22 protein-coding genes are annotated in these 23,805 nt (G+C 64.0%); 13 read left to right on the top strand and 9 right to left on the bottom strand.

Annotation, left to right across the window (positions count from 1 at the left end; translation table 11 throughout):
- Positions 1-92: 92 nt before the first annotated feature.
- The 5 genes from BGK68_RS24215 to BGK68_RS27925 form a co-directional block, all read right to left on the bottom strand.
- Positions 93-1,424, bottom strand: coding sequence for an ABC transporter substrate-binding protein (locus tag BGK68_RS24215; RefSeq protein ID WP_069374473.1), 1,332 nt, complete (start codon positions 1,422-1,424; stop codon positions 93-95).
- A gap of 124 nt (positions 1,425-1,548) precedes the next feature.
- Positions 1,549-2,634 (bottom strand): ABC transporter ATP-binding protein, encoded by a 1,086-nt coding sequence (locus BGK68_RS24210; RefSeq protein ID WP_075259171.1) that lies wholly within the window; start codon positions 2,632-2,634, stop codon positions 1,549-1,551.
- Between the two features lie 250 nt (positions 2,635-2,884).
- Positions 2,885-3,844, bottom strand: coding sequence for a C-terminal binding protein (locus BGK68_RS24205; RefSeq protein WP_075259170.1), 960 nt, complete (start codon positions 3,842-3,844; stop codon positions 2,885-2,887).
- Between the two features lie 278 nt (positions 3,845-4,122).
- Positions 4,123-5,859: an IlvD/Edd family dehydratase gene (locus tag BGK68_RS24200; RefSeq protein WP_075259169.1), complete on the bottom strand. Its 1,737-nt coding sequence runs from the start codon at positions 5,857-5,859 to the stop codon at positions 4,123-4,125.
- 129 nt (positions 5,860-5,988) lie between these two features.
- Complete coding sequence (locus BGK68_RS27925; RefSeq protein WP_158035514.1) at positions 5,989-6,549, bottom strand: hypothetical protein; 561 nt, start codon at positions 6,547-6,549, stop codon at positions 5,989-5,991.
- Between the two features lie 381 nt (positions 6,550-6,930).
- On the opposite strand from BGK68_RS27925, the gene BGK68_RS24195 reads away from it, so the two are divergent.
- The 5 genes from BGK68_RS24195 (at position 6,931) to BGK68_RS24175 (ending at position 11,898) form a co-directional block, all read left to right on the top strand.
- The gene (locus BGK68_RS24195; protein ID WP_075259168.1) at positions 6,931-7,878 is read left to right on the top strand and encodes a tripartite tricarboxylate transporter substrate binding protein; all 948 of its coding nucleotides are present in this window, start codon (positions 6,931-6,933) and stop codon (positions 7,876-7,878) included.
- 91 nt (positions 7,879-7,969) lie between these two features.
- Positions 7,970-8,500, top strand: a complete 531-nt coding sequence (locus BGK68_RS24190; RefSeq protein ID WP_075259167.1) for a tripartite tricarboxylate transporter TctB family protein — start codon at positions 7,970-7,972, stop codon at positions 8,498-8,500.
- A gap of 9 nt (positions 8,501-8,509) precedes the next feature.
- Positions 8,510-10,006, top strand: a complete 1,497-nt coding sequence (locus BGK68_RS24185) for a tripartite tricarboxylate transporter permease (RefSeq protein ID WP_075259166.1) — start codon at positions 8,510-8,512, stop codon at positions 10,004-10,006.
- A gap of 51 nt (positions 10,007-10,057) precedes the next feature.
- Entirely contained in the window at positions 10,058-11,119 is a 1,062-nt protein-coding gene (locus BGK68_RS24180; RefSeq protein WP_171941720.1) for an Ldh family oxidoreductase, read from the top strand.
- 8 nt (positions 11,120-11,127) lie between these two features.
- On the top strand, positions 11,128-11,898 hold the full coding sequence (locus tag BGK68_RS24175) for a FadR/GntR family transcriptional regulator (protein WP_075259165.1): 771 nt from the start codon (positions 11,128-11,130) through the stop codon (positions 11,896-11,898).
- Here BGK68_RS24175 and BGK68_RS24170 read toward each other — a convergent pair.
- The 3 genes from BGK68_RS24170 to BGK68_RS24160 form a co-directional block, all read right to left on the bottom strand.
- Positions 11,886-12,422, bottom strand: a complete 537-nt coding sequence (locus BGK68_RS24170) for a C40 family peptidase (protein ID WP_233149473.1) — start codon at positions 12,420-12,422, stop codon at positions 11,886-11,888. The genes BGK68_RS24175 and BGK68_RS24170 overlap by 13 nt on opposite strands.
- Before the next feature lie 36 nt (positions 12,423-12,458).
- Positions 12,459-13,661 carry an acetylornithine transaminase gene (locus BGK68_RS24165; RefSeq protein WP_075259163.1) on the bottom strand — a complete coding sequence of 401 codons (1,203 nt, stop codon included), beginning with the start codon at positions 13,659-13,661 and terminating at the stop codon, positions 12,459-12,461.
- 420 nt (positions 13,662-14,081) lie between these two features.
- Complete coding sequence (locus BGK68_RS24160; RefSeq protein ID WP_075259162.1) at positions 14,082-15,131, bottom strand: CDP-6-deoxy-delta-3,4-glucoseen reductase; 1,050 nt, start codon at positions 15,129-15,131, stop codon at positions 14,082-14,084.
- A 36-nt stretch (positions 15,132-15,167) separates the two neighbouring features.
- Between BGK68_RS24160 and BGK68_RS24155 the strand changes: the two genes are divergently transcribed.
- From BGK68_RS24155 to BGK68_RS24130, 6 genes are all read left to right on the top strand, one after another.
- Positions 15,168-16,049, top strand: coding sequence for an SDR family oxidoreductase (locus BGK68_RS24155; RefSeq protein WP_075259982.1), 882 nt, complete (start codon positions 15,168-15,170; stop codon positions 16,047-16,049).
- Between the two features lie 206 nt (positions 16,050-16,255).
- Positions 16,256-17,029, top strand: coding sequence for an ABC transporter ATP-binding protein (locus tag BGK68_RS24150; RefSeq protein WP_075259161.1), 774 nt, complete (start codon positions 16,256-16,258; stop codon positions 17,027-17,029).
- Entirely contained in the window at positions 17,026-18,027 is a 1,002-nt protein-coding gene (locus BGK68_RS24145) for an ABC transporter substrate-binding protein (protein WP_075259160.1), read from the top strand. The genes BGK68_RS24150 and BGK68_RS24145 overlap by 4 nt, the downstream gene beginning before the upstream one ends.
- Positions 18,028-18,158: 131 nt before the next feature.
- Complete coding sequence (locus tag BGK68_RS24140) at positions 18,159-18,932, top strand: ABC transporter permease (protein WP_075259159.1); 774 nt, start codon at positions 18,159-18,161, stop codon at positions 18,930-18,932.
- 13 nt (positions 18,933-18,945) lie between these two features.
- Positions 18,946-19,737, top strand: coding sequence for a type 2 periplasmic-binding domain-containing protein (locus tag BGK68_RS24135; RefSeq protein ID WP_075259158.1), 792 nt, complete (start codon positions 18,946-18,948; stop codon positions 19,735-19,737).
- Positions 19,738-19,969: 232 nt separating this feature from the next.
- Positions 19,970-20,239, top strand: a complete 270-nt coding sequence (locus BGK68_RS24130; RefSeq protein WP_075259157.1) for a hypothetical protein — start codon at positions 19,970-19,972, stop codon at positions 20,237-20,239.
- A gap of 96 nt (positions 20,240-20,335) precedes the next feature.
- Here the strand turns inward: BGK68_RS24130 and BGK68_RS24125 are convergent, their stop codons facing one another.
- On the bottom strand, positions 20,336-22,018 hold the full coding sequence (locus BGK68_RS24125) for a Na+/H+ antiporter (protein WP_075259156.1): 1,683 nt from the start codon (positions 22,016-22,018) through the stop codon (positions 20,336-20,338).
- An 83-nt stretch (positions 22,019-22,101) separates the two neighbouring features.
- On the opposite strand from BGK68_RS24125, the gene BGK68_RS28570 reads away from it, so the two are divergent.
- Both BGK68_RS28570 and BGK68_RS24115 read left to right on the top strand, forming a co-directional pair.
- Positions 22,102-22,629, top strand: coding sequence for a LysR substrate-binding domain-containing protein (locus BGK68_RS28570; RefSeq protein ID WP_075259155.1), 528 nt, complete (start codon positions 22,102-22,104; stop codon positions 22,627-22,629).
- 235 nt (positions 22,630-22,864) lie between these two features.
- Entirely contained in the window at positions 22,865-23,683 is an 819-nt protein-coding gene (locus BGK68_RS24115; RefSeq protein ID WP_075259154.1) for a helix-turn-helix transcriptional regulator, read from the top strand.
- Positions 23,684-23,805: the final 122 nt, after the last annotated feature.

Raw genomic sequence — 23,805 nt, 5'->3', positions numbered from 1 at the left:
GGCGCCGGGTCGGCAGGCCCTGACAACCTGCCCCTTTGCCCGCTGTCCCGAGGGAACCCGGCGCCTTGTCCTTCACGCTGACGGCGCTGGCCTCAAGCCTTGTAGTAGCGCTTGGCGCGATCGGCTGCGCGGTCGATGGCCTGCTGCACGGTCTTGGCGCCCGAAGCTGCCTCGGCCACCATGTCCACCACCACGTAGTCGGCCATGCAGGCTGCCGAGGCTTGTCCCAGCGGGCCTTCGTGGCCATGGTCCAGCATCAGCGAGGCCGAGTCGCGGTAGACCGTGGCCTTGGGGTCTTCGGTCCAGATCGGGTTCTTCTCATAGGCTTTCAGCGACTGGCTGACGTAGCCGATGGAGGCCTTCATCCACGGGTTGTACTGATCCGGCTCGAACATGAACTGCACGAAGGCCTTGGCCGCATTGGGATACTTGGTGTGCTTGAAGACCATCATCTGGGTGATCTGCATGAGCTCCGAAGGCTTGCCCACCGGACCGATGGGGAAGTGCGCATGCAGGGTGTCCTTGCCGATCTCTTGCAGCTTGGGGTCCGGCGAGTTCTTGGCGGCGTAGTAGACCGAGATGCCGTTGGCGGTCATGCTGATCTGGCCGTCCAGGTAAGCCTTGTTGTTGGACGGATCTTGCCAGGACAGGGTGCCGGGCACGAAGGTGGCGTAGAGCTGCTTGGCGTATTCCAGCGCTGCGCGGGTCTCGGGCGAATTGATGGCGACCTTGCCGCTCTTGTCCACCAGCTTGCCGCCGTGCGACCACAACAGCCAGTGCGCCCAGTTGTTGGCGTCGCCCACGGCCTTGCCCAGGGCGAAGCCGACCGGCGTGTCCTTGGCCTTGAGGGCCTGGCACAGCTTGAGGAAGCCGGCCGTGTCCTTGGGAATGGCGTCGAAGCCGGCCGCCTTGATCTGGCTTTCGCGATAGACCAGGGCATTGCCGATCACGCCCAGCGGCAGGGCGATCCACTTGCCGTCCTTGGTGCCGTACTTGCGGCAGACGTCGTACCAGCCGCCATAGCGCTTGCCCAGCGAATCGGCCAGGTCGGTCATGTCCACCAGCTTGGTGGGATATTGCTGCGGGTCGTCGAACCAGCCCAGCACGATGTCCGGACCACTGCCCACGTTGGCCGCCACGGCCGACTTGGGACGCACGTCTTCCCAGCCTTCGCTGTCGGTGCGCACGGCCACGCCGGTCAGTTCGGTGAACTTCTTGACGTTGGCGTTCCACAGGTCTTCATCGCCCTGGACGAAACGCTTCCAGCGCAGCACGCGCAGGGTGGCACCCTGCTCGATGGGGTACTTGATGCTGTCGGCGCCAGCCGCGCCCGGTCCTGCGGCAAAGGCGTTCGCGCCCATGCCGGTAGCCGCGGCGGCGGCGGCGCTGGTCACCAGGAATTCGCGTCGTGTCAGCTTGCTCATGTCTCCTACTCCTTCGGTTGAAAGTCGAATTGGACCGCGCCTGGACTGCGCTGGCGCGGATGGACTCTTGTTCTTCTGATGCTGCGCTACGGTGTTGCCGGTACTGCGGTGCTGCTTGCTCGAATCAGCGTCCTGCCAGCGACTTGCCCGATTCGGCATCGAACAGGTGCGTGCGGCTGTGGTCGGGGACCAGGTGGATCACGTCGCCTGCGCCGAAGTCATGGCGCTCGCGGAAGATGGAGGTGAGGCTGGTGTCGCCGAAGCGCGAGAACACTTCGGTATCCGCGCCGGTGGGTTCCACCACGATGACCTTGGTGGCGATGCCTTGCCCGGCTGCGCCGATGGAAAGGTGTTCGGGACGCACGCCATAGGTCACCTTCTGGCCGTCATTGCCCTGCAGGGCAGCGCCATAGGGAGCGGGCACGCGGGTGCCATCGGCGAACTCGACCTCGGCCCCGGTGGCGCTGCGGCGCAGGGTGGCGGGGATGAAGTTCATCGCCGGCGAACCGATGAAGCCGGCCACGAACAGGTTGGCCGGATAGTCGTACAGGTCCAGCGGACGGCCGCGCTGCTCGACCAGGCCATCGCGCATGACCACGATCTGGTCGGCCATGGTCATGGCTTCGATCTGGTCGTGGGTCACATAGATGGAGGTGGTCTTCAAGCGCTGGTGCAGTTCCTTGATCTCGGTGCGCATCTGCACGCGCAGCTTGGCGTCGAGGTTGGAGAGCGGTTCATCGAAGAGGAACACCTGCGGATCGCGCACGATGGCGCGGCCCATCGCCACGCGCTGGCGCTGGCCGCCGGAGAGCTGGCGCGGATAGCGGTCCAGCAGCTGGTTCAGGCCCAGGATGTCGGCGGCCTTCTTGACGCGCTCTTCCACGAAGGCCTTGTCCTTCTTGGCCAGCGTGAGCGAAAAGGCCATGTTGTCGCGCACCGTCATGTGCGGGTAGAGCGCGTAGTTCTGGAACACCATGGCGATGTCGCGGTCCTTGGGCTGGACGTTGTTGACCACGGTGCCGCCGATGAGGATCTCGCCTCCGGTGATTTCTTCCAGTCCCGCCAGCATGCGCAAGAGCGTTGACTTGCCGCAGCCGGAAGGGCCCACCAGGACGGTGAATTCGCCATCGGCGATATCGATGTCGACGCCCCGGATGATCTGGGTGCTGCCGAACTGTTTCTTGACTGCGCGGATCTGTACTGATGCCATCAAATGCTCCTCGTGTCTATCCTCGTATCGACGCTGCGGAACCGGTTCCAGACGGAGGCGGCCGCAACGCACTTTGTTCAGGCATGCCCGTTGGGGGCATGTGGGGGATCTCCGGGGTCCCCTTTTTTCTGTTTTCTACACTGATGCCTCGCCGGCTGGCCGCAGGCGAGGGTGCTGCATTGGCGCCCCGTTGCCGGGGTTGATGATTATTTGTGCTTATCTGTTACTTGTTTTTTACTTGTTTTTTTACTTATTTGTTCTTGCCCTGGACGACCACATAGGAAGGCCGGCCGGTGCGGTCCCAGTCGATCAGGTTCTGGGCCGCCTTGCGTCGCAGTTCGCGCGCCGCGACATCCGAGAAGAAGGCCGCGTGCGGCGACAATAGCACACGCGGATGCTGGACGATAGCCGAAGCCGTCTGCGGCGGCTCCACCGGCAACACATCCAGCGCCGCCCCCTTGAGCTTGCCGTTTTCCAGCGCCGCCAGCAGGTCGTCGATCTTGACCAGGCCGCCGCGGGCGGAATTGACCAGGTAGCTCTGCGCTTGCAGCAGATCGAGCAGGGAGGCGTCGATCATGTTGCGGGTCTCGTCGTTGAGCGGCGTGTGCAGCGAGACCACATGGGCCTGGCGGAACAGTTCCTCGCGACCGACGCGCTCCACATAGGCGGGGAAGTCGCCATCGATGATGTAGGGATCATAGGCAATGACGCGCTTGAAGAGATTGCGCGAGATATGCGCCATGCGCTTGCCGATGCGGCCTAGACCGATGATACCGATGGTGAGATCAGAGGCGCGCGGGATGATGCCGGCGGTGGTGTAGTGCCATTCACCGGCCTTCACGGCGCGGTCGTAGACGGTGATGTTGCGGATCAGGTCCAGCGCCATCGCCAGCGCATGGGTGGCGACTTCGCCTACGCCGTAGTCGGGCGAGTTGGCCACCCACACGCCATGGGCGGCGGCGTCGGCGGTGTTGATGGTATCGAAGCCGGCGCCATAGCGGCTGGCGATGCGGATTTCGGGGCGGGCCGCAAAGACCTTGGCGTTCACCGGTGCGTATTGCACCAGCAGGCCCTGGCATCCTGCGGAGGCAGCGATGACCTCCTCTTCCGTGCGGCATTGTGCGGTCACCACTTCCACACCGGCTTCCTTGTAGAGCGCAAGCTCCAGGTCGACGTCGGGGAAATCGTAGTCCGTGATCAGTACTTTCATTGCTCGTCTCCGTGATGGTTGTCTTGGTCCACCTGATGCAACTACTTCCTGGAACACGGTCGCCGCTTGTGTGGCTGTACCGTGGTCCCGGGGTACGACGGATGCTGGTATCAAGATAAATTTAATGCTGTTTGAATGACCCTTAACTTTTTCTTAATGCTGTTTTTTGAAGCCTGTGATGCCTGATGCGTTGCTGCAGGTGGAATTCGGTCAAGCCGTTTGGCTTTAAAAATTCTTGCTGCCCTCGCCGCCGTTGCAAGCGGCAAGGGCAGGCTGGTTCAGTGATTGTCCTTGGGCACGTAAGGCCCGCTCTTGCCGACCAGGAAGTCAAGGTCGGCACCCTGGTTGGCCTGCTGCACGTGATCCACATAGAGCTTGACCCAGCCGCGCTGCATCTGCGGCGGCAGCTCGGGCTTTTGCCATTGCGCACGGCGGCGCGCCAGTTCTTCATCCGACACATCCAGATGCAGCTTGCGCGCCTCCACGTCCAGCTCGATGAAGTCGCCGTTCTGCACCAGCGCCAGCGGACCGCCTGCCGCCGCTTCCGGCGAGACATGCAAGACCACGGTGCCATAGGCGGTGCCGCTCATGCGCGCATCCGACACGCGCACCATGTCCGTGATGCCCTTGCGCAAAATCTTGGGCGGCAGCGGCATGTTGCCCGCTTCGGCCATGCCGGGGTAACCCTTGGGGCCGCAGTTCTTCAGCACCAGCACGCAGGTTTCATCGACGTCCAGGTTCTCGTCATCGATGCGCTTGTGCAGGTCGTCGCTGTTCTCGAAGACCACGGCGCGACCGCGATGCTTGAGCAGGGCAGGGGTGGCCGCCGAGGGCTTGATGACCGCACCGTCCGGCGCCAGGTTGCCCTTGAGGATGGCGATGCCGGCGGCTTCCTTGAACGGCTTGTCGAAAGAGCGGATGACTTCCTCATTCCAGTTCGGCGCGTCCTGGCAGTTCTCCCACAGGGTCTTGCCGTTGGCGGTCAGGGCGGTCTTGTCGATCACGCTTTCCAGCTGGCGGATCACCGCCGGCAGGCCGCCAGCGTAATAGAAATCTTCCATCAGGAATTTGCCCGACGGCTGCAGGTCCAGCAGGCAGGGCAGTTGCTGGCCGATGTCGTCCCAGTCCTTCAGGTCCAGCTTGATGCCGATGCGCCCGGCGATGGCCAGCAGGTGGATCACCGCATTGGTGGAGCCGCCGATGGCGGCGTTGACGCGAATGGCGTTCTCGAAGGCCTGGCGCGTGAGGATCTTGGAGAGCACCAGGTCTTCTTCCACCATCTGCACGATGCGCCGGCCGGCATTGCGGGCCAGCACATTGCGGCGCGCATCCACGGCGGGGATGGCGGCGTTGTGCGGCAGGCCCACGCCCAGCGCCTCGACCATGCTGGCCATGGTGGAAGCGGTGCCCATGGTCATGCAGTGACCGTGCGAGCGGTGCATGCAGCTTTCGGCTTCGAAGAATTCTTCCTGCGTCATCTTGCCGGCGCGCACGTCTTCCGACATCTGCCACACGCCCGTGCCGGAACCCAGTTCACGGCCACGATATTTGCCCGACAGCATCGGGCCGCCCGACACGCCGATGGTCGGCACATCCACCGAAGCCGCGCCCATCAGGAGGGCCGGGGTGGTCTTGTCGCAGCCCATCAACAGCACCACGCCATCGAGCGGGTTGGCGCGGATCGACTCTTCCACATCCATGCTGGCCAGGTTGCGGTAGAGCATGGCGGTGGGGCGCAGCAGCGTCTCGCCCAGCGACATCACGGGGAATTCCAGCGGGAAGCCGCCGGCTTCCCAGATGCCGATCTTGACCTGTTCGGCCAGGGCGCGGAAGTGCGAATTGCAGGGGGTCAGTTCGGAATAGGTATTGCAGATGCCGATCACCGGACGGCCATCGAACTGGTCGTGCGGGACGCCGCGGTTCTTGACCCAGGAGCGGTAGATGAAACCATCGCGGTCCTGGCGGCCGAACCAGGCCTGGCTGCGGCGGGTGGATTTCTTGGTATCGTCAGTCATTGTCTTTCCCTGGCGCGGCCTGCCTGTGCAGGCTGCGCATGAATCCATGAGCTGCAGGCCGGATAGGCCTGCAGAGCGGTTCTGTGCTGCCGGGGCGCGTCTGGCCTGGTGAAGCTGAATGCTTCAGGTTCAGGCGGGGACGCGCGCGGGGACAGGATGACTGTCGCCCTGGTCAAAGAAATAGCGGGAAAAATCGATCAGCAGGAAGGCCAGCAGGGATCCGAAGGAAGAGGCGCGATGCAAGGCGCGGCGGGCCCGCACGCTGCCAGCCGCCATGGCGGCGGCGTTGCGCGCCCAGCCAAGCGGTGTCCTGCGGTTCGCACTCGTCGCTGCATAGGTCAAAGCGATGTCTCCGTTGCCTGAGGCCGCTGGCATGGTCTGTCGCGGCCGGGTCTGTGCCGTCCCGTTCTGCCCTGCAGCCTGCCCCGTCCCCGACGGTAGCAAAGCACGCTGATGCGACGTGACTTGTATGATTGGCTGCGAGTCTATTGCAGTCAGATTTGTTTGGTCAAGTGGTAATACCAGAAGGCGGGAAAGCTTTTTCGAGGTGCCGCCGCTGTGGTGTTGCGATGCGCCTGTGCAGCATGACAGAATCGCGGCCTCTCTGCTGTAATCCAGGCGGGGCAAGGGTTTGCGGTCGGCGGATTTTGTTGCGTGGCAGCGAAGATGAATTATTTTGATGCGTACCATTCATCCTTGACACTACCGGGAGGATGTGAAATTCTAGGTCCCGCTGGTCAGACCACATTACCTGTTGGCTCTTGAGCATGGCGCTAGTCGCATCCTCGATGGGCTGGTCAGGCGATGTCGGGAACATAAGTCCGGGACGCTACGGACACCAAGAAAAAAGCAGCAAGGCATCCGCACCTGCGCTGGACACGAGACCAACAAAGCCGGCCCGACCGGCGCTCTCACGCAGGTACCCCTGGTGGAAACGACAAGCCCTTTGCCAAGCGTTTCCCCCGCCTGACAACGGAGGAGAGACACATGCCCTTTATCGGCAAAAGCAGCAGCAAAAGCACCCGCAAAAGCACCTGCAAAAGCAACCGCAGAACCGTATTGAAATCCCTCATGGCCAGCGCCGTGGCGTTATCTGTCCTGGCCGCGCCTGCCGCCTTCGCTGCCTGGCCCGAGCGCCCGGTCACGCTGGTGGTGCCCTGGGGCGCCGGCGGCGGCACCGACGCCACCGCGCGCATCATCGGCGCGCTCTTGGAAAAGGACCTGGGCCAGCCCGTCAACGTGGTCAACCGCACCGGCGGCAATGGCGCGGTGGGCCATCAGGCCATCGCCAGCGCCGCACCGGACGGCTACACCATCGGCATCGCCACGGTGGAAATCTCGATGATGCACCACCAGGGCCTGACCAAGCTCACGCCGCGCGACTTCACGCCGCTGGCGCTGATGAACTTCGACCCGGCTGCGCTGACGGTGAGCCACGATTCGCCCTACAAGAACTTCGATGACCTGCTCAAGGCCATCAAGGCCAATCCGGGCAAGCTCAAGGCCTCCGGTACCGGGCAGGGCGGTATCTGGCACCTGGGCCTGGCGGGCATGTTGAATGATCTCAAGGTGGCGCCCAATGCGGTGCGCTTCGTCCCCTCCAATGGCGCAGCGCCAGCCATGGTGGACCTGGCCGCCGGTGGCGTGGACATCGTCGCAGCCTCGCTGCCGGAAGCGCGTTCGCTGATCGACGCCGGCAAGGCCGTGCCGCTGGTGGTGATGGCCAACGAGCCGGCCGCGCTCTATCCCAAGGTGCCGACCTTGAAGAGCCTGACCGGCAGCAGCTGGACCAATGGCGCCTGGCGCGGCATCGTTGCGCCCAAGGGCTTGCCGGCGGAGGTGCAGACGCGGCTCTCGGCCAGCCTGAAGAAGATCTACGAGAGCAAGGACTACAAGGACTTCATGAGCGGGCGCGGCTTCGGCGTGATGTATGCCGACTCGGCCGAGTTCGGCAAGTTCATGGACAAGAGCGACGCCGACATGGGCGCCATTCTCAAGACCCTGGGCATGGCCAGGTAATGTCCTGAACGCGTGCGCCCGGCTGAATCTGCTGCGTGGCGCACGCGTGCTGTCTGCTGTCGTCTCTCTTTCAGGATTCAGGATCGCTGCCATGAAAATCAATGATGCCTTGTCCGGGCTGGTGGTCGCGCTGTTTGCGGTCGTGCTCTGGATTGCTTCTTCCCGCCTGCCTGCGATGGGGCAGGATATCGGCCCCAACGTCTTTCCGCAGGCGCTGGCGGTGGGTCTGCTGATTTGCGCCGTGCTGCTGGTCTTGCGCGGCCTGCGCGGCTTGCGCAAGACAAAGGCGCGCTCGGCGCATGTCTCCACCTTTTCCACCACCGGCGCAGCGGACCAGGATGCGCACTGGTTCACGCTGCCCGAATGGATCGGCAATGGCCATGCGGTGCTGGCCTTCCTGCTGGTGCCGGCCTCGCTGCTGTTCTACATCTGGGTCTCGGAGCCGCTGGGCTTCCTGCCGACCGCCTTCGTGCTGCTGCTGGTGCTGTTCGTGACCTTCCGCACCCGCCTGCTGGTCGCCGTGCCGACGGCCCTGGCCTGCGCCCTGATCATCCACACCATCTTCTACAAGCTGCTCAAGGTGCCGCTGCCCTGGGGCATCCTCACGCCCCTGGCCTGGTAAGGAGACGACATGTTCGCCAATATCTATGCGGCCTTCGGGATGGTCTTTGATCCCTACGTGCTGGCGGTGATCCTCGGGTCATCCATCTTCGGCCTCTTCATGGGCGCGGTGCCCGGCCTGTCGGCCACCATGGCGGTGGCCTTGCTGGTGCCGGTGACCTTCTTCATGCCGCCGGTGCCGGCCATTGCCGCGATGGTGTCGGCCACCGCCATGGCGATCTTCTCGGGCGATATCCCGGGCTGCCTGTTGCGTATTCCCGGCACACCCTCGTCGGCGGCCTATACCGATGAAGCCTATGCGATGACGATGAAAGGGCAGGGCGAGATCGCACTGGGCGCTAGCCTGGTGTTCTCGGTCATCGGCGGGCTGTTCGGTACCCTGGTGTTGATCCTGGCGGCGCCCGCACTGGCCGAGCTGGCGTTGAAGTTCTCTTCCTTCGAGTATTTCTGGCTGGTCTTGCTGGGACTGACCTGCGCCATCTTCATCGCCTCCGACAATCCGCTCAAAGGCTTCGTGTCGCTCTTCCTCGGCATGTTCATTGCCTCCATCGGCATGGGCAATCCGGCCGGGGCGCCGCGCTTTACCTTCGATCAGCCCGACCTGCTGGGCGGGGTCTCGCTGGTGCCGCTGATGGTGGGCATGTTCGCCATGTCGGAGGTGCTGCGCTTTGCGGTCTCGCGCGACTTCAGCATGAAGGTGGCCGAGAGCCGGGTGGGCAATGTCTTCAAGGGCATGTGGGGCCTGATGCTCAAGTATCCCAAGTCGGTATTGCGCGGCAGCGTCCTGGGCACGCTGGTGGGCGCGCTGCCCGGCGCGGGGGCGGACATTGCGGCCTGGATGTCGTATGCGATGAGCAAGAAGCTGTCCAAAGAGCCGGAAAAATTCGGCACCGGCCACCCGGAAGGCATCGTCGAATCAGGCGCAGCCAACAACTCGGCGCTGGCTGGGGCCTGGATTCCGGCGCTGGTCTTTGGCATTCCGGGCGACTCCATCACGGCCATCGTCATCGGGGTGCTTTACATGAAGAACCTCAACCCGGGGCCGATGATCTTCGTGGAAAACCCGGTGTCGATGTATGCCATCTTCATCGTCTTCATCCTCGCCAATCTGTTGATGCTGCCGCTGGGCTTCTGGTGCATCAAGATGGCCAAGCGTATCCTGTCCATTCCGCGTGGCATCCTGATGCCCCTGATCCTGCTCTTCTGCATCGTCGGCTCCTACGCCACCAACAACAGCGTGACCGATGTGGGCATCATGCTGGTGTTTGGTCTCTTGGCCTATGTGATGGAAGAAAACGGCTTCCCGGTGGCGCCAGCGGTGCTGGGCGTGGTGCTGGGCGGGATGCTGGAAGAACATTTCGTGACCTCGATGATCAAGGCCGACGGACAGTTCCTGGCCTTCTTCGAGCGCCCCATTGCCGGCACGCTGGGCGTGATCACGCTGCTGCTGTGGCTGCTGCCGCTGGCATTGAAGCTGGTGCGCAGGAAGACCCTGGCCACGGCGTGAGGCAAACCGGTTTCTCTCGTGAAGACAAGCAAGGAAAGGATGGTTGTTGCAATGGCTGCACCCGAACGTTTTTCCGCTGATGCGCTGCGTCAGTTCGCGACCACCCTGCTGCAGAAGGCCGGGCTGGAAGCCGACAAGGCCGACAGCGTCGCCGCCACCCTGGTCGATGGCGATCTGCTGGGCCATGATACCCACGGCCTGGCGCTGCTGGCCCCCTATGTGAAGGAGCTGGAAAAAGGCGCGATGGCCAAGTCCGGCCAGCCCGAGGTGCTCTCCGAACGGGCTGCCGCGCTGGCCTGGGATGGCCGCCGCCTGCCGGGTCCCTGGCTGGTGCACCAGGGCATCGATGCCCTGATCCCCAAGGCGCGCGACTATGGTACGGCCTCGCTGACCATCCACCACAGCCATCACATCGCCTGCCTGGCGGCCTACCTGCTGCGCGCCACCCAGGAGGGCTTCATGATGATCCTGGCCAGTTCCGATCCGGCGGTGCAGAGCGTGGCGCCGTTCGGGGGCACCCAGGCGGTGTTTACGCCCAATCCCATTGCGGCCGGCATTCCCACCTCCGGCACGCCCTTCCTGGTCGATATCTCGGCCTCCATCACCACCAATGGCATGAGCAATCGCCTGCACAAGGCCGGCAAGCAGTTCGAGGAAGAATGGCTCATCGACGGCGCCGGCCATCCCAGCCGTGACCCGGCCGTGCTCTCGGCCACGCCGCCGGGCACCATCCTGCCGCTGGGCGGGCTGTCGGCGGGGCACAAGGGTTTCGGGCTGGCGGTGCTGATCGAGGCGCTCACCGGCGGCCTGTCCGGCTTTGGCCGGGCCGATCCGGCGGCGGGCTGGGGGGCGACGGTGTTCATGTCGCTCTATGACCCGTCGGCCTTTGGCGGCGAGCAGGACTTCAAGCGCCAGATGGATCATATCGCCCAGGCCTGCCGCGCCAATCCGCCACGCCCTGGCGTCGGCCAGGTGCGCATGCCGGGTGACCGCGGCATGCAGCGTCGCGCCGAGCAACTGGCGCAGGGCGTGACCCTGCATCCGACCATTGCGCCCATGCTGCGCGAGGCCGGCGCGGCCTATGATCTGGAGTTCCCTGCCACCCTGAACTGAAGGCCATCATGCCCATCGAAGCGATCGAACCGCAGCGGCTGTACCGGCAGATCAGCGACCAGTTGCGCAAGCTGATCGTGGAGGGCGAATTCGCCGTGGGTTCGCGCCTGCCTTCGGAGCGCGATCTGGCCCTGCAACTGGGCGTGAGCCGGCCTTCGCTGCGCGAGGCGCTCATCGCCCTGGAGGTGGAGGGGCATATCGAGGTCAGGATGGGCTCGGGCATCTATGTCTGCCCGCCGGTGCAGCGCGAGCGGCGCATCGATCTCTCCAGCGAGGAAGGCCCGCTGGAGCTGATCCGGGCGCGCGAGATGATCGAGGGGGAGGTCGCCTATGCCGCCGCCCAGCATGGCAGCAAGCAGCAGATCGCGGCGGTGGAGGAGGTCTATGCGCTGATGATCTCCAACGCCCAGGCCGGCATCGATCCGCTCGAGGCCGACCGGCTGTTCCATATCCGCCTGGCCGAAGCCACGGGCAACAGCGTGCTGGTGGGGCTGGTGACGCAGCTCTTCGATGCCCGCCTGGGGCCGCTGTTCAAGCGCCTTCACAGCCATTTCGACGGCACCCGCGTGTGGCAGGAGGCCATCGACGAGCATGGCCTGGTGATGGAAGCGCTACGCCAGCGCAATCCCGAACAGGCGCGCGCGGCCATGCGCCGGCACATGGATATTGCCTTTACGCGCTACAGCGCCAACCTGATCCGCGAGTATGGTGACCGGGCGCAGCAGCAGGAGCGGCCGCGCAAACGCGCGGTCCGCAAGAGCGACACTCAGTTGAAGTAGGTGCGCGCCATTTCAAAGCGGCGCGAGAAATAGGGATTGTCCATGCGCGTGATATGCACCTTGCCATTGGTGGAGGGCGCATGCACGAAGCGGCCATCGCCGAGGTAGATGCCCACGTGCGAGAAGGGACGGTTCATGGTGTTGAAGAACACCAGGTCGCCTGCGCGCAACTGCGAAGGGTCGATCTGGCGGCCCTGGCGGGCGATGTCGGCGGCGCTGCCGCTGATGCGGTAGTTGGCGGCCTGGCCGAAGATGTAGCTGACCATGCCGCTGCAATCCAGGCCGGCGGAGGGGTTCTTGCCGCCGAAGCGGTAGCCGGTGTCGATCAGGGAGAGGGCGTAGAGCGCCACCTCGTTGCCATTCTCGGTGGCCGGCAGCGCCGGCGCCTGCGATTGCGGGGCGCCGGGCAGCCGTTCGATGGGGGGCGCGGTCGGTGTGGTGCTGCAAGCGGCCAGCACCAGCGCCGCACAGACTGCCGTGCAACGCGCCGCGAGGGTGGACAGGCCGGATGGCGCAGTCGCCATCCGCATCGAAGCAATCCGCACACGCCCCGTCATCGCTTACTTCCCGATCTTGGCCAGGACGTCTTCCAGCATGGAGAACATCTGGTCGATTTCTTCCTTGGTCACGTTCAGGGCCGGCATGAAGCGCAGCAGGTTGGGGCGCGGCGAGTTCAGCAGCAGGCCCACCGGCTCCAGGTTGCGGGCGGCTTCGACGATCTGCGGGCCGATGTCGCGACCCAGTTGCAGGGCGCGCAGCAGGCCTTCGCCACGCTCGCCTTCAAAGCCGTACTTCTCGGAGATTTCCAGCGAACGCTGGCGCAGGTACTGGCCGCGCTCGCGCACCGATTCCATGAAGCCGGGCTTCAACAGTTCCTTGATCACGGCCACGCCCACGGCGGTCATCAGCGGGTTGCCGTTGTAGGTGCCGCCTTGTTCGCCGGCTTCGAAGCAGGCGATTTCCTCACGCGCCAGCAGCGCGGCCAGCGGCACGCCGCCGCCGATGCCCTTGGCCAGGGTCATGATGTCCGGTTCGATGCCGGAGTGCTGGTAGGCGAACAGCTGGCCGGTACGGCCCATACCGCTTTGCACTTCATCGACGATCAGGAGCAGGTTCTTTTCCTTGGTCAGGCTGCGCAGGCCCTGCATGAATTCCTTGGAGGCGGGGATGACGCCGCCTTCGCCCTGCACCGGCTCCAGCATCACGGCCACGGTGTGCTCGCCGATGAGCGCCTTGACGCTGTCCAGGTCATTGAGCACGGCCTTGGGGAAGCCCGGCACCTGCGGGGCGAACATGGTGTCCCAGCCGTCCTTGCCGCTGGCCGACATGGTGGCCAGGGTGCGGCCGTGGAAGCTGTGCTTGAAGGTGATGATCTCGAAGCGCGCCGAACCGTCGGCTGCCGGGTTCTTCTTGCCCCACTTGCGGGCCAGCTTGATGGCGCCTTCGTTGGCTTCGCCGCCGCTGTTGGCGAAGAAGACGCGGTCGAACACCGAGTTGGCCGTCAGCAGCTTGGCCAGTTCGATGGAAGGCTCATTGTAGAAGGCCGGCGAGGGGTTGATCAGCTTCTTGCTCTGCGCGGCCAGGGCGTCGGCGATGCACTGCGGGGCATGGCCCAGGGTGTTGACCGCCCAGCCTTGCAGGTAGTCGAGATAGCGCTTGCCGTTATGGTCGGTCAGCCACATGCCATGGCCTTCGGTAAAGACCAGCTCGGGGCGGTTGGTGACGTACATCAGCTTGTTGGCGTCGGACTGGCTGTATTGCATCGATAGGCTCCTGCAAGAATAGGGTGGTTGGGAGGGTGGTGCAGACCGTTGCTGACACATGAGCACTAAGCGCTAGGCGGCAGGCGCACGACAGACCCAAAATGGCGAATAAAAAAAAGCCACAGGGTTTGCCTGTGGCTTCGCGATTCGTTTCACTTCACGCGCGCAGCAGCAAACCTTTCTCAGGTTGGCTGCGGCGTCGTAAGAATGTGGCGTTGGCGATCATGCGGTGAAGTTTAGGACGTTTTGCGCAGAGCGTCAAAAAGAAATTTCCCGCCGGAGCCGCTTGCAGGCGCATCGGGCGGGTTACCGTTGCAATTTCAGCGCATCTCGCCGGGCCGCACGGCATCAGGCTTGCGCGGCATCTTCGCAAATGCGCGTGACGCCGGCATGACAGCATCGGCCCCCGCAGCCGGCCCGTCAGGCGGCCGGGCTGTCCGACACTGCCTTGGCCAGGTCGGCTTCGGAAGTGAAGGAATCGGCATAGAACTCGTCTTCCGGCAGGCCGCACTGGGCGCTGAAGTCGCGCTGTGCCGATTCCACCACGATGGGTGCGCCACAGGCATAGACCTGGTGGCCCGACAGGTCGGGGAAGTCTTCCATCACGGCGCGGTGGACGAAGCCGGTGCGGCCGCTCCAGTTGTCCTCGGCCTGGGCGTTGGAGACCACCGGCACGTACTTGAAGTCGGGCAGGTCCTGTTCCCATTGCTGGCACAGGGCGTTCATGTACAGGTCCTGCGGGCGGCGACCGCCCCAGTACAGGGTCACCGGACGCTTGGAGCCCGCATGTTCCAGCTGCTCGACAATGGCCTTGATGGGCGCAAAGCCGGTGCCGGAAGCCAGGAGGATGATTGGCTTGTCCGAATCCTCGCGCAGGAAGAAAGTACCCAGCGGGCCTTCGATGCGCAGGATGTCGCGTTCCTTCAGGGTGGTGAAGACCTGGTCGGTGAACAGCCCTCCGGGCAGGTGGCGGATGTGCAGGCTCATGTGCTCATCTTTGTGCGGGGCGGTGGCCATGCTGTAGCTGCGACGCTTGCCGTCGCGCAGCAGGAATTCCACGTACTGGCCGGCCTTGTATTGCAGGCGGTCATTGGCCGGCAGTTGCAGCGAAAGGATGATGACGTCGTCGGCCACCTTGTCCAGCTTGGCCACGCGCACCGGCAGCTTGCGCACCGGGATATCGCCCGCGCCGGCCACCTCGCGCGCTTCGATCGTGACATCGCTCTGCGGCTTGGCCACGCAGAACAGGGCCATCCCCAGCTGCTGCTCGTGCGCCGACAGGGCGCGCTCCTGGTGCGGGCCGTGCTCGACCTGGCCGGACACCAGCTTGCCCTTGCAGGAGCTGCAGGCGCCGTTCTTGCAGCCGTAGGGCAGGCCCACACCGGCGCGGATGGCGGCGGTGAGGATGGATTCGTCGGCGTCGCAGGTGAATTGGCGACCGCTAGGCTGGACTGTGACTTGGAAACTCATACAATTCTGCTTCTGGATAAATTTGGATTGAATACCGTGAAAAAACTGGGCCTGCCCCGCGTACTGATCCTGGGCTGCGGCGATGTCGGCCTGCGGCTGCTGCCGCTGCTGCTGCCGCGCTACCGCGTGCTGGCCGTGACCAGCCACCCCGAGCGCTGCGCCGAACTGCGCGCCGCCGGGGCCGTCCCCATCGTAGCCGACCTGGACGCCCCGTTGACGCTGGGCCGCCTGGCGCGCTTGGCGCCGACCATCGTGCACCTGGCGCCGCCGCAGTCCGAGGGCCGCATCGACCGCCGTACCCGCAATTTGGCCGCCATTTTACCCGAGGGCGCGCGCCTGGTTTATATCAGCACCACGGGCGTGTACGGAGATTGCGCTGGCGCAAGCTTCGACGAGACGCGCCGGGTCAATCCACAGAACACCCGCGCCGTGCGCCGGGTCGATGCCGAAACGGTGCTGCGGGCCTGGGCGCGGCGGCGTCACGGCAAGCTTTCCATCCTGCGCGTGCCGGGCATCTATGCGGCCGACCGCCTGCCGCTGGAGCGCCTGCACAAGGGCCTGCCCGCCCTGCTGGCGCAGGAAGACGTACATACCAACCACATCCACGCCGATGACCTGGCCCGCGTCAGCCTGGCCGCTCTGCGCCTGGGCGCGCCCAATCGCCTCTACCACGCGGTGGACGATACCGAGCTGAAGATGGGCGACTACTTCGACGCCGTGGCCGATGCCGCCGGCCTGGCGCGCCCGCCCCGGCTGCCGCGTGCCGAGCTGGAACGCAGCGTCTCGCCTATGATGCTGTCGTTCATGTCGGAGTCGCGCCGGCTGCATAACCGCCGCATCAAGGAAGAACTGGGCGTGCGCCTGCGCTATCCGGACGTGCAGAGCTTGTTGTCGGAGTGGAAACTGACGAAAGCCTGACGGCCTTATGCAATTTCGGCTGCTTTCTTATTCGAAATACGAATAAGCATACGATTATTAAGTAGTTGTTTTGCATAGCGGGCAACAGTACAGTGCATGCCTGAATAAAAGGGGGAGACCGCAGCGGCCCATCGTGGCGCCCGTGCAGCGGGCTGGCGCTCCTTCCCGTTCCACCCATCCCTGGCGCGGATCATCCGCAGGACCACATGAAGCTATCTTTCAATAATGTCGCCAAGCATTTCGGCGACCTGCACGTGATCGAGGAATTCACCCGCGAGATCGCATCGGGTGAGCTGGTCGCGCTGGTCGGCCCCTCTGGCTGCGGCAAGTCCACCCTGCTGCACATGGCCGCAGGCCTGGAAAAGCCCAGCAGCGGCAGCGTCGCCGGTGACGGTCAGGCCATCCGCGGCCCCCATCCCGAGCACACCCTGATGTTCCAGGAGAACGCGCTCTATCCCTGGCTGACCCTGCAGCAGAACGTGGCGCTGGCGCTGGAATTCCAGAGCGTGGACAAGAAGAAGGCCGCCGAGCAGGCCCGCGTCTGGCTGGAAAACGTCAAGCTCAAGGGTTTCGAACACTATTACCCGCACCAGGTCTCCGGCGGCATGCGCCAGCGCGCCGCCCTGGCGCGCGCCTTCATCTCGCAGCCCAAAGCGCTGCTGCTGGACGAACCCTTTGGCGCCCTCGATGCGCTTACCCGCATGACCCTGCAGGACGCCCTGCGCGACCTGATCCGCCAGCAAGGCCCGACCGTGGTGCTGGTGACCCACGATGTGGATGAGGCGCTGTTCCTGGCCGACCGCATCTTCGTGTTCAGCCCGCGTCCGGCCAAGGTCTTGAAGGAATTCAATCTCGTGCATCACGAAAAGACGCACGACCTGTCCGAATTTGCGGCCATCCGCCGCGAAATCCTCTGCCTGCTGGGCATCCACGCCGAGCAGGACGAATTTGCCAAAAACCTTGAAGGGGTAGGAGTATGAAACTCGCACGCATCCTGGCGCCAGCCATCACCGCCGCCGCCCTGGCATTTTCCGGCAACGCCTTGGCCCTGGAAAAATTCAAGATCGGCTACCTGCGCGTCATGGACGATGCGCAAGCCATGGCCGCCTATGAAGCGGGTCTCTACAAGAAGTACGGCCTGGACGTGGAACTGATCGAGTTCAAGTCCGGCACGGACCTGGTCAAGGCCATCGTCGGCGGCCAGCTCGACAGCGGTGTGTTCGGTTTCTCCAATGCCGTGGCCTGGGCCTCCAAGGGCGCGGACCTGAAGGTGGTCGGCGGCGCCCAACTGGGCTATCACGCCCTGGTGGCGCGTGAAGACTCCGGCATTAACAAAGTGGCTGACTTGAAGGGCAAGACCCTGGCTTCGCAGGCCGAGGGCAGCACCGCCGACACCGTGCTCAAGGGCGTGGTGCTGCGCGACGCCGGCATCAAGGCCGATGACGTCAATGTGATGGGCGTCTCGCCCCAGGTGGCGGTGCAGTCGCTGGTGGGCAAGCGCGTCGATGCCGCCTTCCTGTTCGAACCGCAGGCGCGCATCGCGCAACTGATCGCGCCGGTCAAGCAGGTCTATGAAATCGGCGAAGTCTGGCCCTTCCCCTGCATGGTGGTCATCACTTCCGGCGAAACCCTGAAGAAGAAGCGCGAGGCCGTCTGGAAGTCGCTCGACGCCCAGCGCGACGCCATCACCCTGCTGCAGAAAAAGCCCGCCGAAGCCTCCAAGCTGATCGCCGGTTACTTCATCGCCGAACCTACACTGAAGACCCTGAAGCATGGCGAGATGCTGCGCGAAGACGTGATCCGCGACGCCATCAAGAGCCAGACCTTTACGCCCAAGATCAGCAAGAAGGACCAGGACCGCATGCAGGAGATCGCCGATATCCTGCAATCGCAAGGTTCGCTCAAGACCCGTGACGGCAAGCCCTTTGACGTGAACTCCATCACCGACCTGTCGTGGCAGAACGCGCGCAAGCTGTGAGCGCCGGAGCGTCTTCGATAAGGCCCTCTCGGGCCTACTCAGTCCGAACGGTTTGGGATGTTGTGCCGAAGTAGTTTTTGTGTTTTTTTAATCTGGCCGGACCGTGTCCGGCCATTGTCTTTCCTGTCCTTATGAGCTCTCAGCGTCGCGTTACCGGTATCCGCAAGAAGCTGGCCATGGTGCTGGCCATCGTCTTCATCCTCCTGATGTGGCAGATCGCGGCGTGGTCGCTGCCGTCCTTCCTGATGCCGGGCGTGCCTTCGGTGGCGGCGCGGCTGTGGGAAGAGGTGCAGTCCAGCAATTTCCGCGCAGCGCTCTTCGGCAGCCTCTATCGCCTGGGCATGGGCTATGGTTCGGCGCTGGTGCTGGGCATCGGCTTCGGGCTGATCGGTGCGGTGCTGTTCTTCTTCCGTGAAGTGCTGAAGTCGGCCATCGTGATCCTGCAATCGATTCCCTCGATTGCCTGGGTGCCGTTGTTTCTGATCCTGATGGGCTTTGGCAATCTGCCCATCGTGGTGGTGGTGGCCATCGCCGCCTTCTTCCCGGCGGCGCTGTCGGTGATGAACGCCACCGAGAGCGTGCAGCAGGTCCACGTCTCGGCGGCCCGCGTGATGGGCGCCTCGCGCCTGTCCATGCTGCGCCGGGTCTACCTGCCGGCGGTGATGCCGGAACTGATCACCGGCGCCCAGCTGGCCTTCGGCAACGCCTGGCGCGCGCTGATCTCGGCGGAAATGCTGGTGGGCTTCGGCAAGGGCCTGGGCCGCACGCTGGCCTATTCGGGCGAGACTGCCGACATGGTCGGCGTGATGGCCAATATTCTGACCATCGCCATCCTGGCCGCACTGATCGACCAGGTGATCCTGGAAAACCTCAAGCATCGTCTGCTGAAGTACCAGTACGTCTAAGGCTAGCCCATCCATGCGCGCCCTTTACCGCTACACGCTGCTCACGTCGGTCTGCCTGCTGATCGGAGCCGCCCAGGCAGGCGTGCTCGATGACGCGAGCCGCAGCGAGCCATTGCGCATCGGGCTGGACCACGTACCGCCGGTCTACAAGGGCGGCATGAAATTCCGCACACCGGAGAACATCGCCACCGTGCTGGCCGAGGATCTTGCCGCGCAATGGAAGCGCAAGGCTGATCTGCAGCCCAACGCGACCGACCGCGCCGCGCTCAAGGGGGTGCGTCCCGATGTCGTGCTCACGCGCGTGGACCCGGCCCAGGCCAGCGCCGCCGACGCCACCCTCATCCCGACCGGCTACAGCGCCGGCGGCATGGCCATCATGCGCAGCGATACCACCATCCGCAAATGGGATGACCTCAAGGGCCGCACCGTCTGTGTCTCCAGCGGTTCTCCCTATGTCGGCACCCTCAGCGCGCGCTACGGCGCCATCGAAAAAGTGATGCCGGCCCCGGCCGATTCGCTGCTGGCCGTGCGCATCGGCCAGTGTGACGCCGCCGTACACGACGACGCCCTCCTGAAAGTCTTGCTCAAGCTGCCCGAGTGGAAGAAATTCTCCGCCCAGCTGGCCCCGGTGAGCCGCCAGGTTCTGGTGTTGCAAATGCGCGGCAATGACCCCGCCGACCTCACAGCAGCCCGCCAGGCAGCGGCCAGATGGAACGATGCGTTCTGGCTCAATGCCATCCGGAAGTGGGTCAATAACGTCGCCTTCGAGGTCTACCTCGACCAGAACGTGCCGGATTGCCACTGAACCGTCGTGCCGTCCTGATAAGGAAGTTTCCAGGCTGATATCGACCCTCCGTGATTTCTTGCCACGCAGGCAAGAATGAAGGTGGCGTCAGCGCAAAAAATGGGCGATGTCAGGTTTTTCCTGTGGCAGAGCGCGGCAATGGGCGTAAGATAGGGGACATTCACACCACTGGACGGCACATCTTGTCGCCACCAGCACTCATTTCTCGTCCTTCGTATCAAAGGAGCCCATCATGGCCATGGACATCGCCTCCGCCGTCAACGCCGTCGTCTCCGACCCCAATGGGAATGCGCCCACCACGGGCAAGGCCAATGATCCGGTCGCCGTGCGCCGCGCCGAAGAGGCTGCTGCAGCGGTCAAGGCCGAGCAGCGCCGCCTGGAAGAAATCCAGGGCGATGAAACCCGCGCCGAAAACGCCCGCCAGGAGCGCAGCCGCCGCGAGCAGGCTTCGCGCAATGCGACTGGCGATATCATCGGCACGACCGTCAATTCGGTCGCCTGAATCCCCTTCATCTGCGACCAAGCCCGCATCGCCATGAGCAGTGGCGATGCGGGCTTTGTGCTTGCTTGCCTTGGTTTTCCGAAGCGCCCAGTGCGCTCAGTGATGTTGGCCGGGGGCGTTGAGCGAGCCCAATAGCCAGGTCTCGGCCATGTCGATCTGGTTGATCAGCATCAGGAAGGTCTCGTCATTGATGCGCTGCTCGGCGCGCAGGTAGTGCACTTCCAGCCGCTCGGCGCGGATCGCCTCCAGACGCAGTTCGCGCTCGAACTGCTTGAATCGGTTGGCGGCGCGCTGGGTTTCTTCCGAATCGCTTTCGGCATTCATCCGCATCCGGTAGGTCGCCAGGAGGCTGCCGCTGACTTCGGTGAGCAGGGCCAGGTCGTTCTCGTCGAGGTTCATGCCGATGCGTTCCTGGGCCGTCTCGATGCTGCGCACGGCCGCCTCCGACAGGCGCAGCCGGGCCATCATCTCTTCGGCGCGGCGGCGCTTGACCTCGGCATCCAGTTGCAGGTCCTTGAGCATCCATGGCAGCAGCAGGCTGCCCAGCAGCAGCGAGCAGACGATTACCCCGGTGGCCAGGAAGATCAACAGGTCGCGCGCCGGGAAGGGCGTATGTTCCTTGAGCAGCAGCGGAATCGACATCACGCCGGCCAGCGTGATCGCCCCGCGCACCCCGGAGAGCGCCGTGATGCTGATGAGGCGCAGGTCGAACTTGCGATTGCGCCCGCTCTGGCCGCGCAGCGCCGAGGCAAAGCGGCGCATGCGCAGGTTGATCCAGACCCAGACGAAACGCAGTACCACCAGCGCCAGCGTGATGGCGACGATATAGACGAACAGGTGCCACACCGGCACATTGCCGGCCATCTGCGCATCCACATGGGCCAGGCTGACGATGCCCGGCAATTGCAGGCCCAGTAGCAGGAAGGACATGCCGTTGAAGACGAATTCCAGCATCGTCATGATGCTGCGCCCCTGCAGCCGGGTAGCGGCCGACTCGCCGCCGGCGGTTTCCAGATAGGGCATCAGCATACCCGCCGCGACCGCGCCGAGAATGCCCGAGAGGCCGAAGTGTTCGGCGAAGATGTAGGCCGTGAAAGGGATGAGCAGCAGCAAGACCACCTGGATGCCCGGTTCATCGCCGGCCCATTCGATGATCTTGCGGCGGATCAGCCCGAAGCCCCAGGCCACGATCAGGCCCACCGCCACGCCGCCGGCGGCGATCAGCACGAAGGAAATGCTGGCGTCCAGCAGCGAGAAGGTACCGGTGATGACTGCCGCAATGGCGAACTTGAAGGCCACCAGGCCCGAGGCATCGTTCATCAGCGCCTCACCCTCGAGCACATGTTGCATCGAGGCCGGCAAGCGCCCCTTGCCGACGATGGAGGAGACCGCCACGGCATCGGTGGGCGAGAGCACGGCGGCCAGCGCAAAGGCCGAGGGCAGCGAGATGACCGGGATCATCCAGTGGATGAAATAGCCCACCCCGACCACGGTAAACATGACCAGGCCCAGCGCCAGCGCCAGGATGGGGCGCGCCAGCCGGAAGAACTCGCGCTTGGGCATGCGCCAGCCGTCGGTGAACAGCAGCGGCGGGATGAACAGCAGCAGGAACAATTCAGGATCGAAGCTGATGCGCAGCCCGAACATGGGCAGGGCCAGCACCGCTCCCAGCGCGATCTGGAACAGCGGCAGGGGCAGCTTGAAGGGCGCCAGCCGGGCTACGACGCCGGAGACGGCTACGGCCAGCAGCAGGATCAAAACGGTGAAGACGATTTCCATGAGAGGCAGCAGGTGATTATTCTTGTGACGGGGCGCGGGTGGGTCAGACCAGCAGGACTGCGGCGAGTTGCAGGAGGTTTGCAATGGCTTGCAAGATGTTTGCAAGTATACGGCAGGAGGAAGATAGCAGTGTGGCAGCAGAGCCTGCCAGCAGGCGGGTGCAGTCAGAGGAGAGGGCGGTAGCAGGCGGGAGCATGCCGGGCAGGAGGAAAGAGGCCGGCATTGCACCGGCCTGTTGCGAGGAAATAGCGGGCGGGCTAGGGGGCAGTAGCTCGCTGCTGGCGGAGCGTCGACAGTCTGGCCACCAGCGCCGCCATGCCGCCAGTAAGCCAGCAGTACGCCAGCATGTGGAGGGTCGCATCATCCCCGGCCAGGCCGAAGCGCAGGTGACGGCGGTGCAGGCGGGACTAGGCATCGCCCAGCTGGCGACCTGGGTGGTGGAACAGCAATTGCACCAAGGCAGTCTGGTGATCGTTCCTCCGGCCCAGGTGACCCCGGGTTTGCCTCTGCATATCGTATGGCAGCGCAGCCGGGAGCATTCGGCCAAGGTGCGGGCGGCGGTGGGGCATTTCGAAAAGACTCTGGGCATTGGCGCCGTGATCGGGAGGTAATCGTGCTTCACTGTCTTCTAGGGCCTGTTCACATTCAATCTGTGAGTCACAGATTGAATGTGAACAGGCCCTAGTGTCATCGCTGTGCAACGCAATCTACACTTGTCTGCGCGGCAGAGGCCGGCTCTTGTGCCGGACGCATCGAAGAGGCACAATCGCTGACCATCGGCCATCATGACAAAAACAATCGGTCCGATACCGGATCGATGCTCATGAATGGCAAGGAGACACCAGCATGGACAGCAACGCCATCATTGAAGCGCAGCGCAGTTTGCGCCAGCGCATTGATGATCATCGCAAGTACGACGCTCTCACCGGCGCATCCGATCTTGCCGCCCATCTTTTGCTCTACCTGGACGATGCCCGGCACTGCTGGCAGCTGACATTGCAGTGGCTACGCCAGAGGGTGGATGCCGACCGCGTCGATGGCGGGTTTACCCGGCAATATGGCGCGGATGCCGTCTACCAGCCAGAGGTCGAAGCCTTGCGCGGCGACCTTCCCATCGTCAGTTCAGTGGGCGTCGCCATTGACGCATCGGCCCCGGCGGTGCGGGCTGTGCTGGATTCGCGCCAGCCCGTCCTCTATGGGAGCATCACCGAAGACCGGCGCTTTTCCGATCCCCTCCGGCAACAGTTGCTGGCGCTGGATACCAAGGCCAAGCTGGCTGTCGCCCTGCACGATGATCGCGGCGCCATTGCGCTCATCTGCTGTGACTGGACCAAGGAACGCAAGCGTTGGCAGGCCACCCAGTGCGAGCAGATCGGGCATTTCGCCAACGATGTCCTCAGCCCCATTTTCAACACCGCCCGTCAGCTTGATGAGTCCTCCATTGCCTTGGTCGCACCAGCGCCGGTACGGCTGACCGCCGCCGAGTTGCGGGTGGCGCGCCTGGTGGTGCAGGGATTGAGCTATAAGGAAATCGCGCGCCAGCTCGATCGTTCCTTCTCTACCGTGGACCACAGCCTGCGCAGCATCCGTGACAAGCTGGGGGCGCGCTCCACGGCCCGCATGATGGGCATGCTGGGCGAGCTGCTGCGCAAGCACTATTCCTGACCGGGCCTTCCCCGCCATCCTCCGTAGTACTCGGCGCCGTCTGATGCGTGGCCGCGTCCCCGCACATACCATATACGCGAATCTTCGCAATATCCGTTTTTGGCAGTTACGCTAATACTGTT

This window comes from Herbaspirillum camelliae, from assembly GCF_001929405.1.
GTDB classification, from domain to species: Bacteria; Pseudomonadota; Gammaproteobacteria; order Burkholderiales; family Burkholderiaceae_D; genus Herbaspirillum; species Herbaspirillum seropedicae.
This window is presented reverse-complemented; position numbering and strand designations above follow the sequence as displayed.

Coding starts and splice junctions, on each gene's coding strand:
- BGK68_RS24130 (WP_075259157.1), top strand. CDS start 19,970: ATGGCCATGGACATCGCCTCCGCCGTCAACGCCGTCGTCTCCGACCCC.
- BGK68_RS24215 (WP_069374473.1), bottom strand. CDS start 1,424: ATGAGCAAGCTGACACGACGCGAATTCCTGGTGACCAGCGCCGCCGCC.
- BGK68_RS24115 (WP_075259154.1), top strand. CDS start 22,865: ATGGACAGCAACGCCATCATTGAAGCGCAGCGCAGTTTGCGCCAGCGC.
- BGK68_RS24200 (WP_075259169.1), bottom strand. CDS start 5,859: ATGACTGACGATACCAAGAAATCCACCCGCCGCAGCCAGGCCTGGTTC.
- BGK68_RS24205 (WP_075259170.1), bottom strand. CDS start 3,844: ATGAAAGTACTGATCACGGACTACGATTTCCCCGACGTCGACCTGGAG.
- BGK68_RS24160 (WP_075259162.1), bottom strand. CDS start 15,131: ATGAGTTTCCAAGTCACAGTCCAGCCTAGCGGTCGCCAATTCACCTGC.
- BGK68_RS24185 (WP_075259166.1), top strand. CDS start 8,510: ATGTTCGCCAATATCTATGCGGCCTTCGGGATGGTCTTTGATCCCTAC.
- BGK68_RS24140 (WP_075259159.1), top strand. CDS start 18,159: ATGAGCTCTCAGCGTCGCGTTACCGGTATCCGCAAGAAGCTGGCCATG.
- BGK68_RS24145 (WP_075259160.1), top strand. CDS start 17,026: ATGAAACTCGCACGCATCCTGGCGCCAGCCATCACCGCCGCCGCCCTG.
- BGK68_RS24210 (WP_075259171.1), bottom strand. CDS start 2,634: ATGGCATCAGTACAGATCCGCGCAGTCAAGAAACAGTTCGGCAGCACC.
- BGK68_RS27925 (WP_158035514.1), bottom strand. CDS start 6,549: ATGGTACGCATCAAAATAATTCATCTTCGCTGCCACGCAACAAAATCC.
- BGK68_RS24175 (WP_075259165.1), top strand. CDS start 11,128: ATGCCCATCGAAGCGATCGAACCGCAGCGGCTGTACCGGCAGATCAGC.
- BGK68_RS24190 (WP_075259167.1), top strand. CDS start 7,970: ATGAAAATCAATGATGCCTTGTCCGGGCTGGTGGTCGCGCTGTTTGCG.
- BGK68_RS24165 (WP_075259163.1), bottom strand. CDS start 13,661: ATGCAATACAGCCAGTCCGACGCCAACAAGCTGATGTACGTCACCAAC.
- BGK68_RS24170 (WP_233149473.1), bottom strand. CDS start 12,422: ATGGCGACTGCGCCATCCGGCCTGTCCACCCTCGCGGCGCGTTGCACG.
- BGK68_RS24135 (WP_075259158.1), top strand. CDS start 18,946: ATGCGCGCCCTTTACCGCTACACGCTGCTCACGTCGGTCTGCCTGCTG.
- BGK68_RS24195 (WP_075259168.1), top strand. CDS start 6,931: ATGGCCAGCGCCGTGGCGTTATCTGTCCTGGCCGCGCCTGCCGCCTTC.
- BGK68_RS24180 (WP_171941720.1), top strand. CDS start 10,058: ATGGCTGCACCCGAACGTTTTTCCGCTGATGCGCTGCGTCAGTTCGCG.
- BGK68_RS28570 (WP_075259155.1), top strand. CDS start 22,102: ATGGCTTGCAAGATGTTTGCAAGTATACGGCAGGAGGAAGATAGCAGT.
- BGK68_RS24125 (WP_075259156.1), bottom strand. CDS start 22,018: ATGGAAATCGTCTTCACCGTTTTGATCCTGCTGCTGGCCGTAGCCGTC.
- BGK68_RS24150 (WP_075259161.1), top strand. CDS start 16,256: ATGAAGCTATCTTTCAATAATGTCGCCAAGCATTTCGGCGACCTGCAC.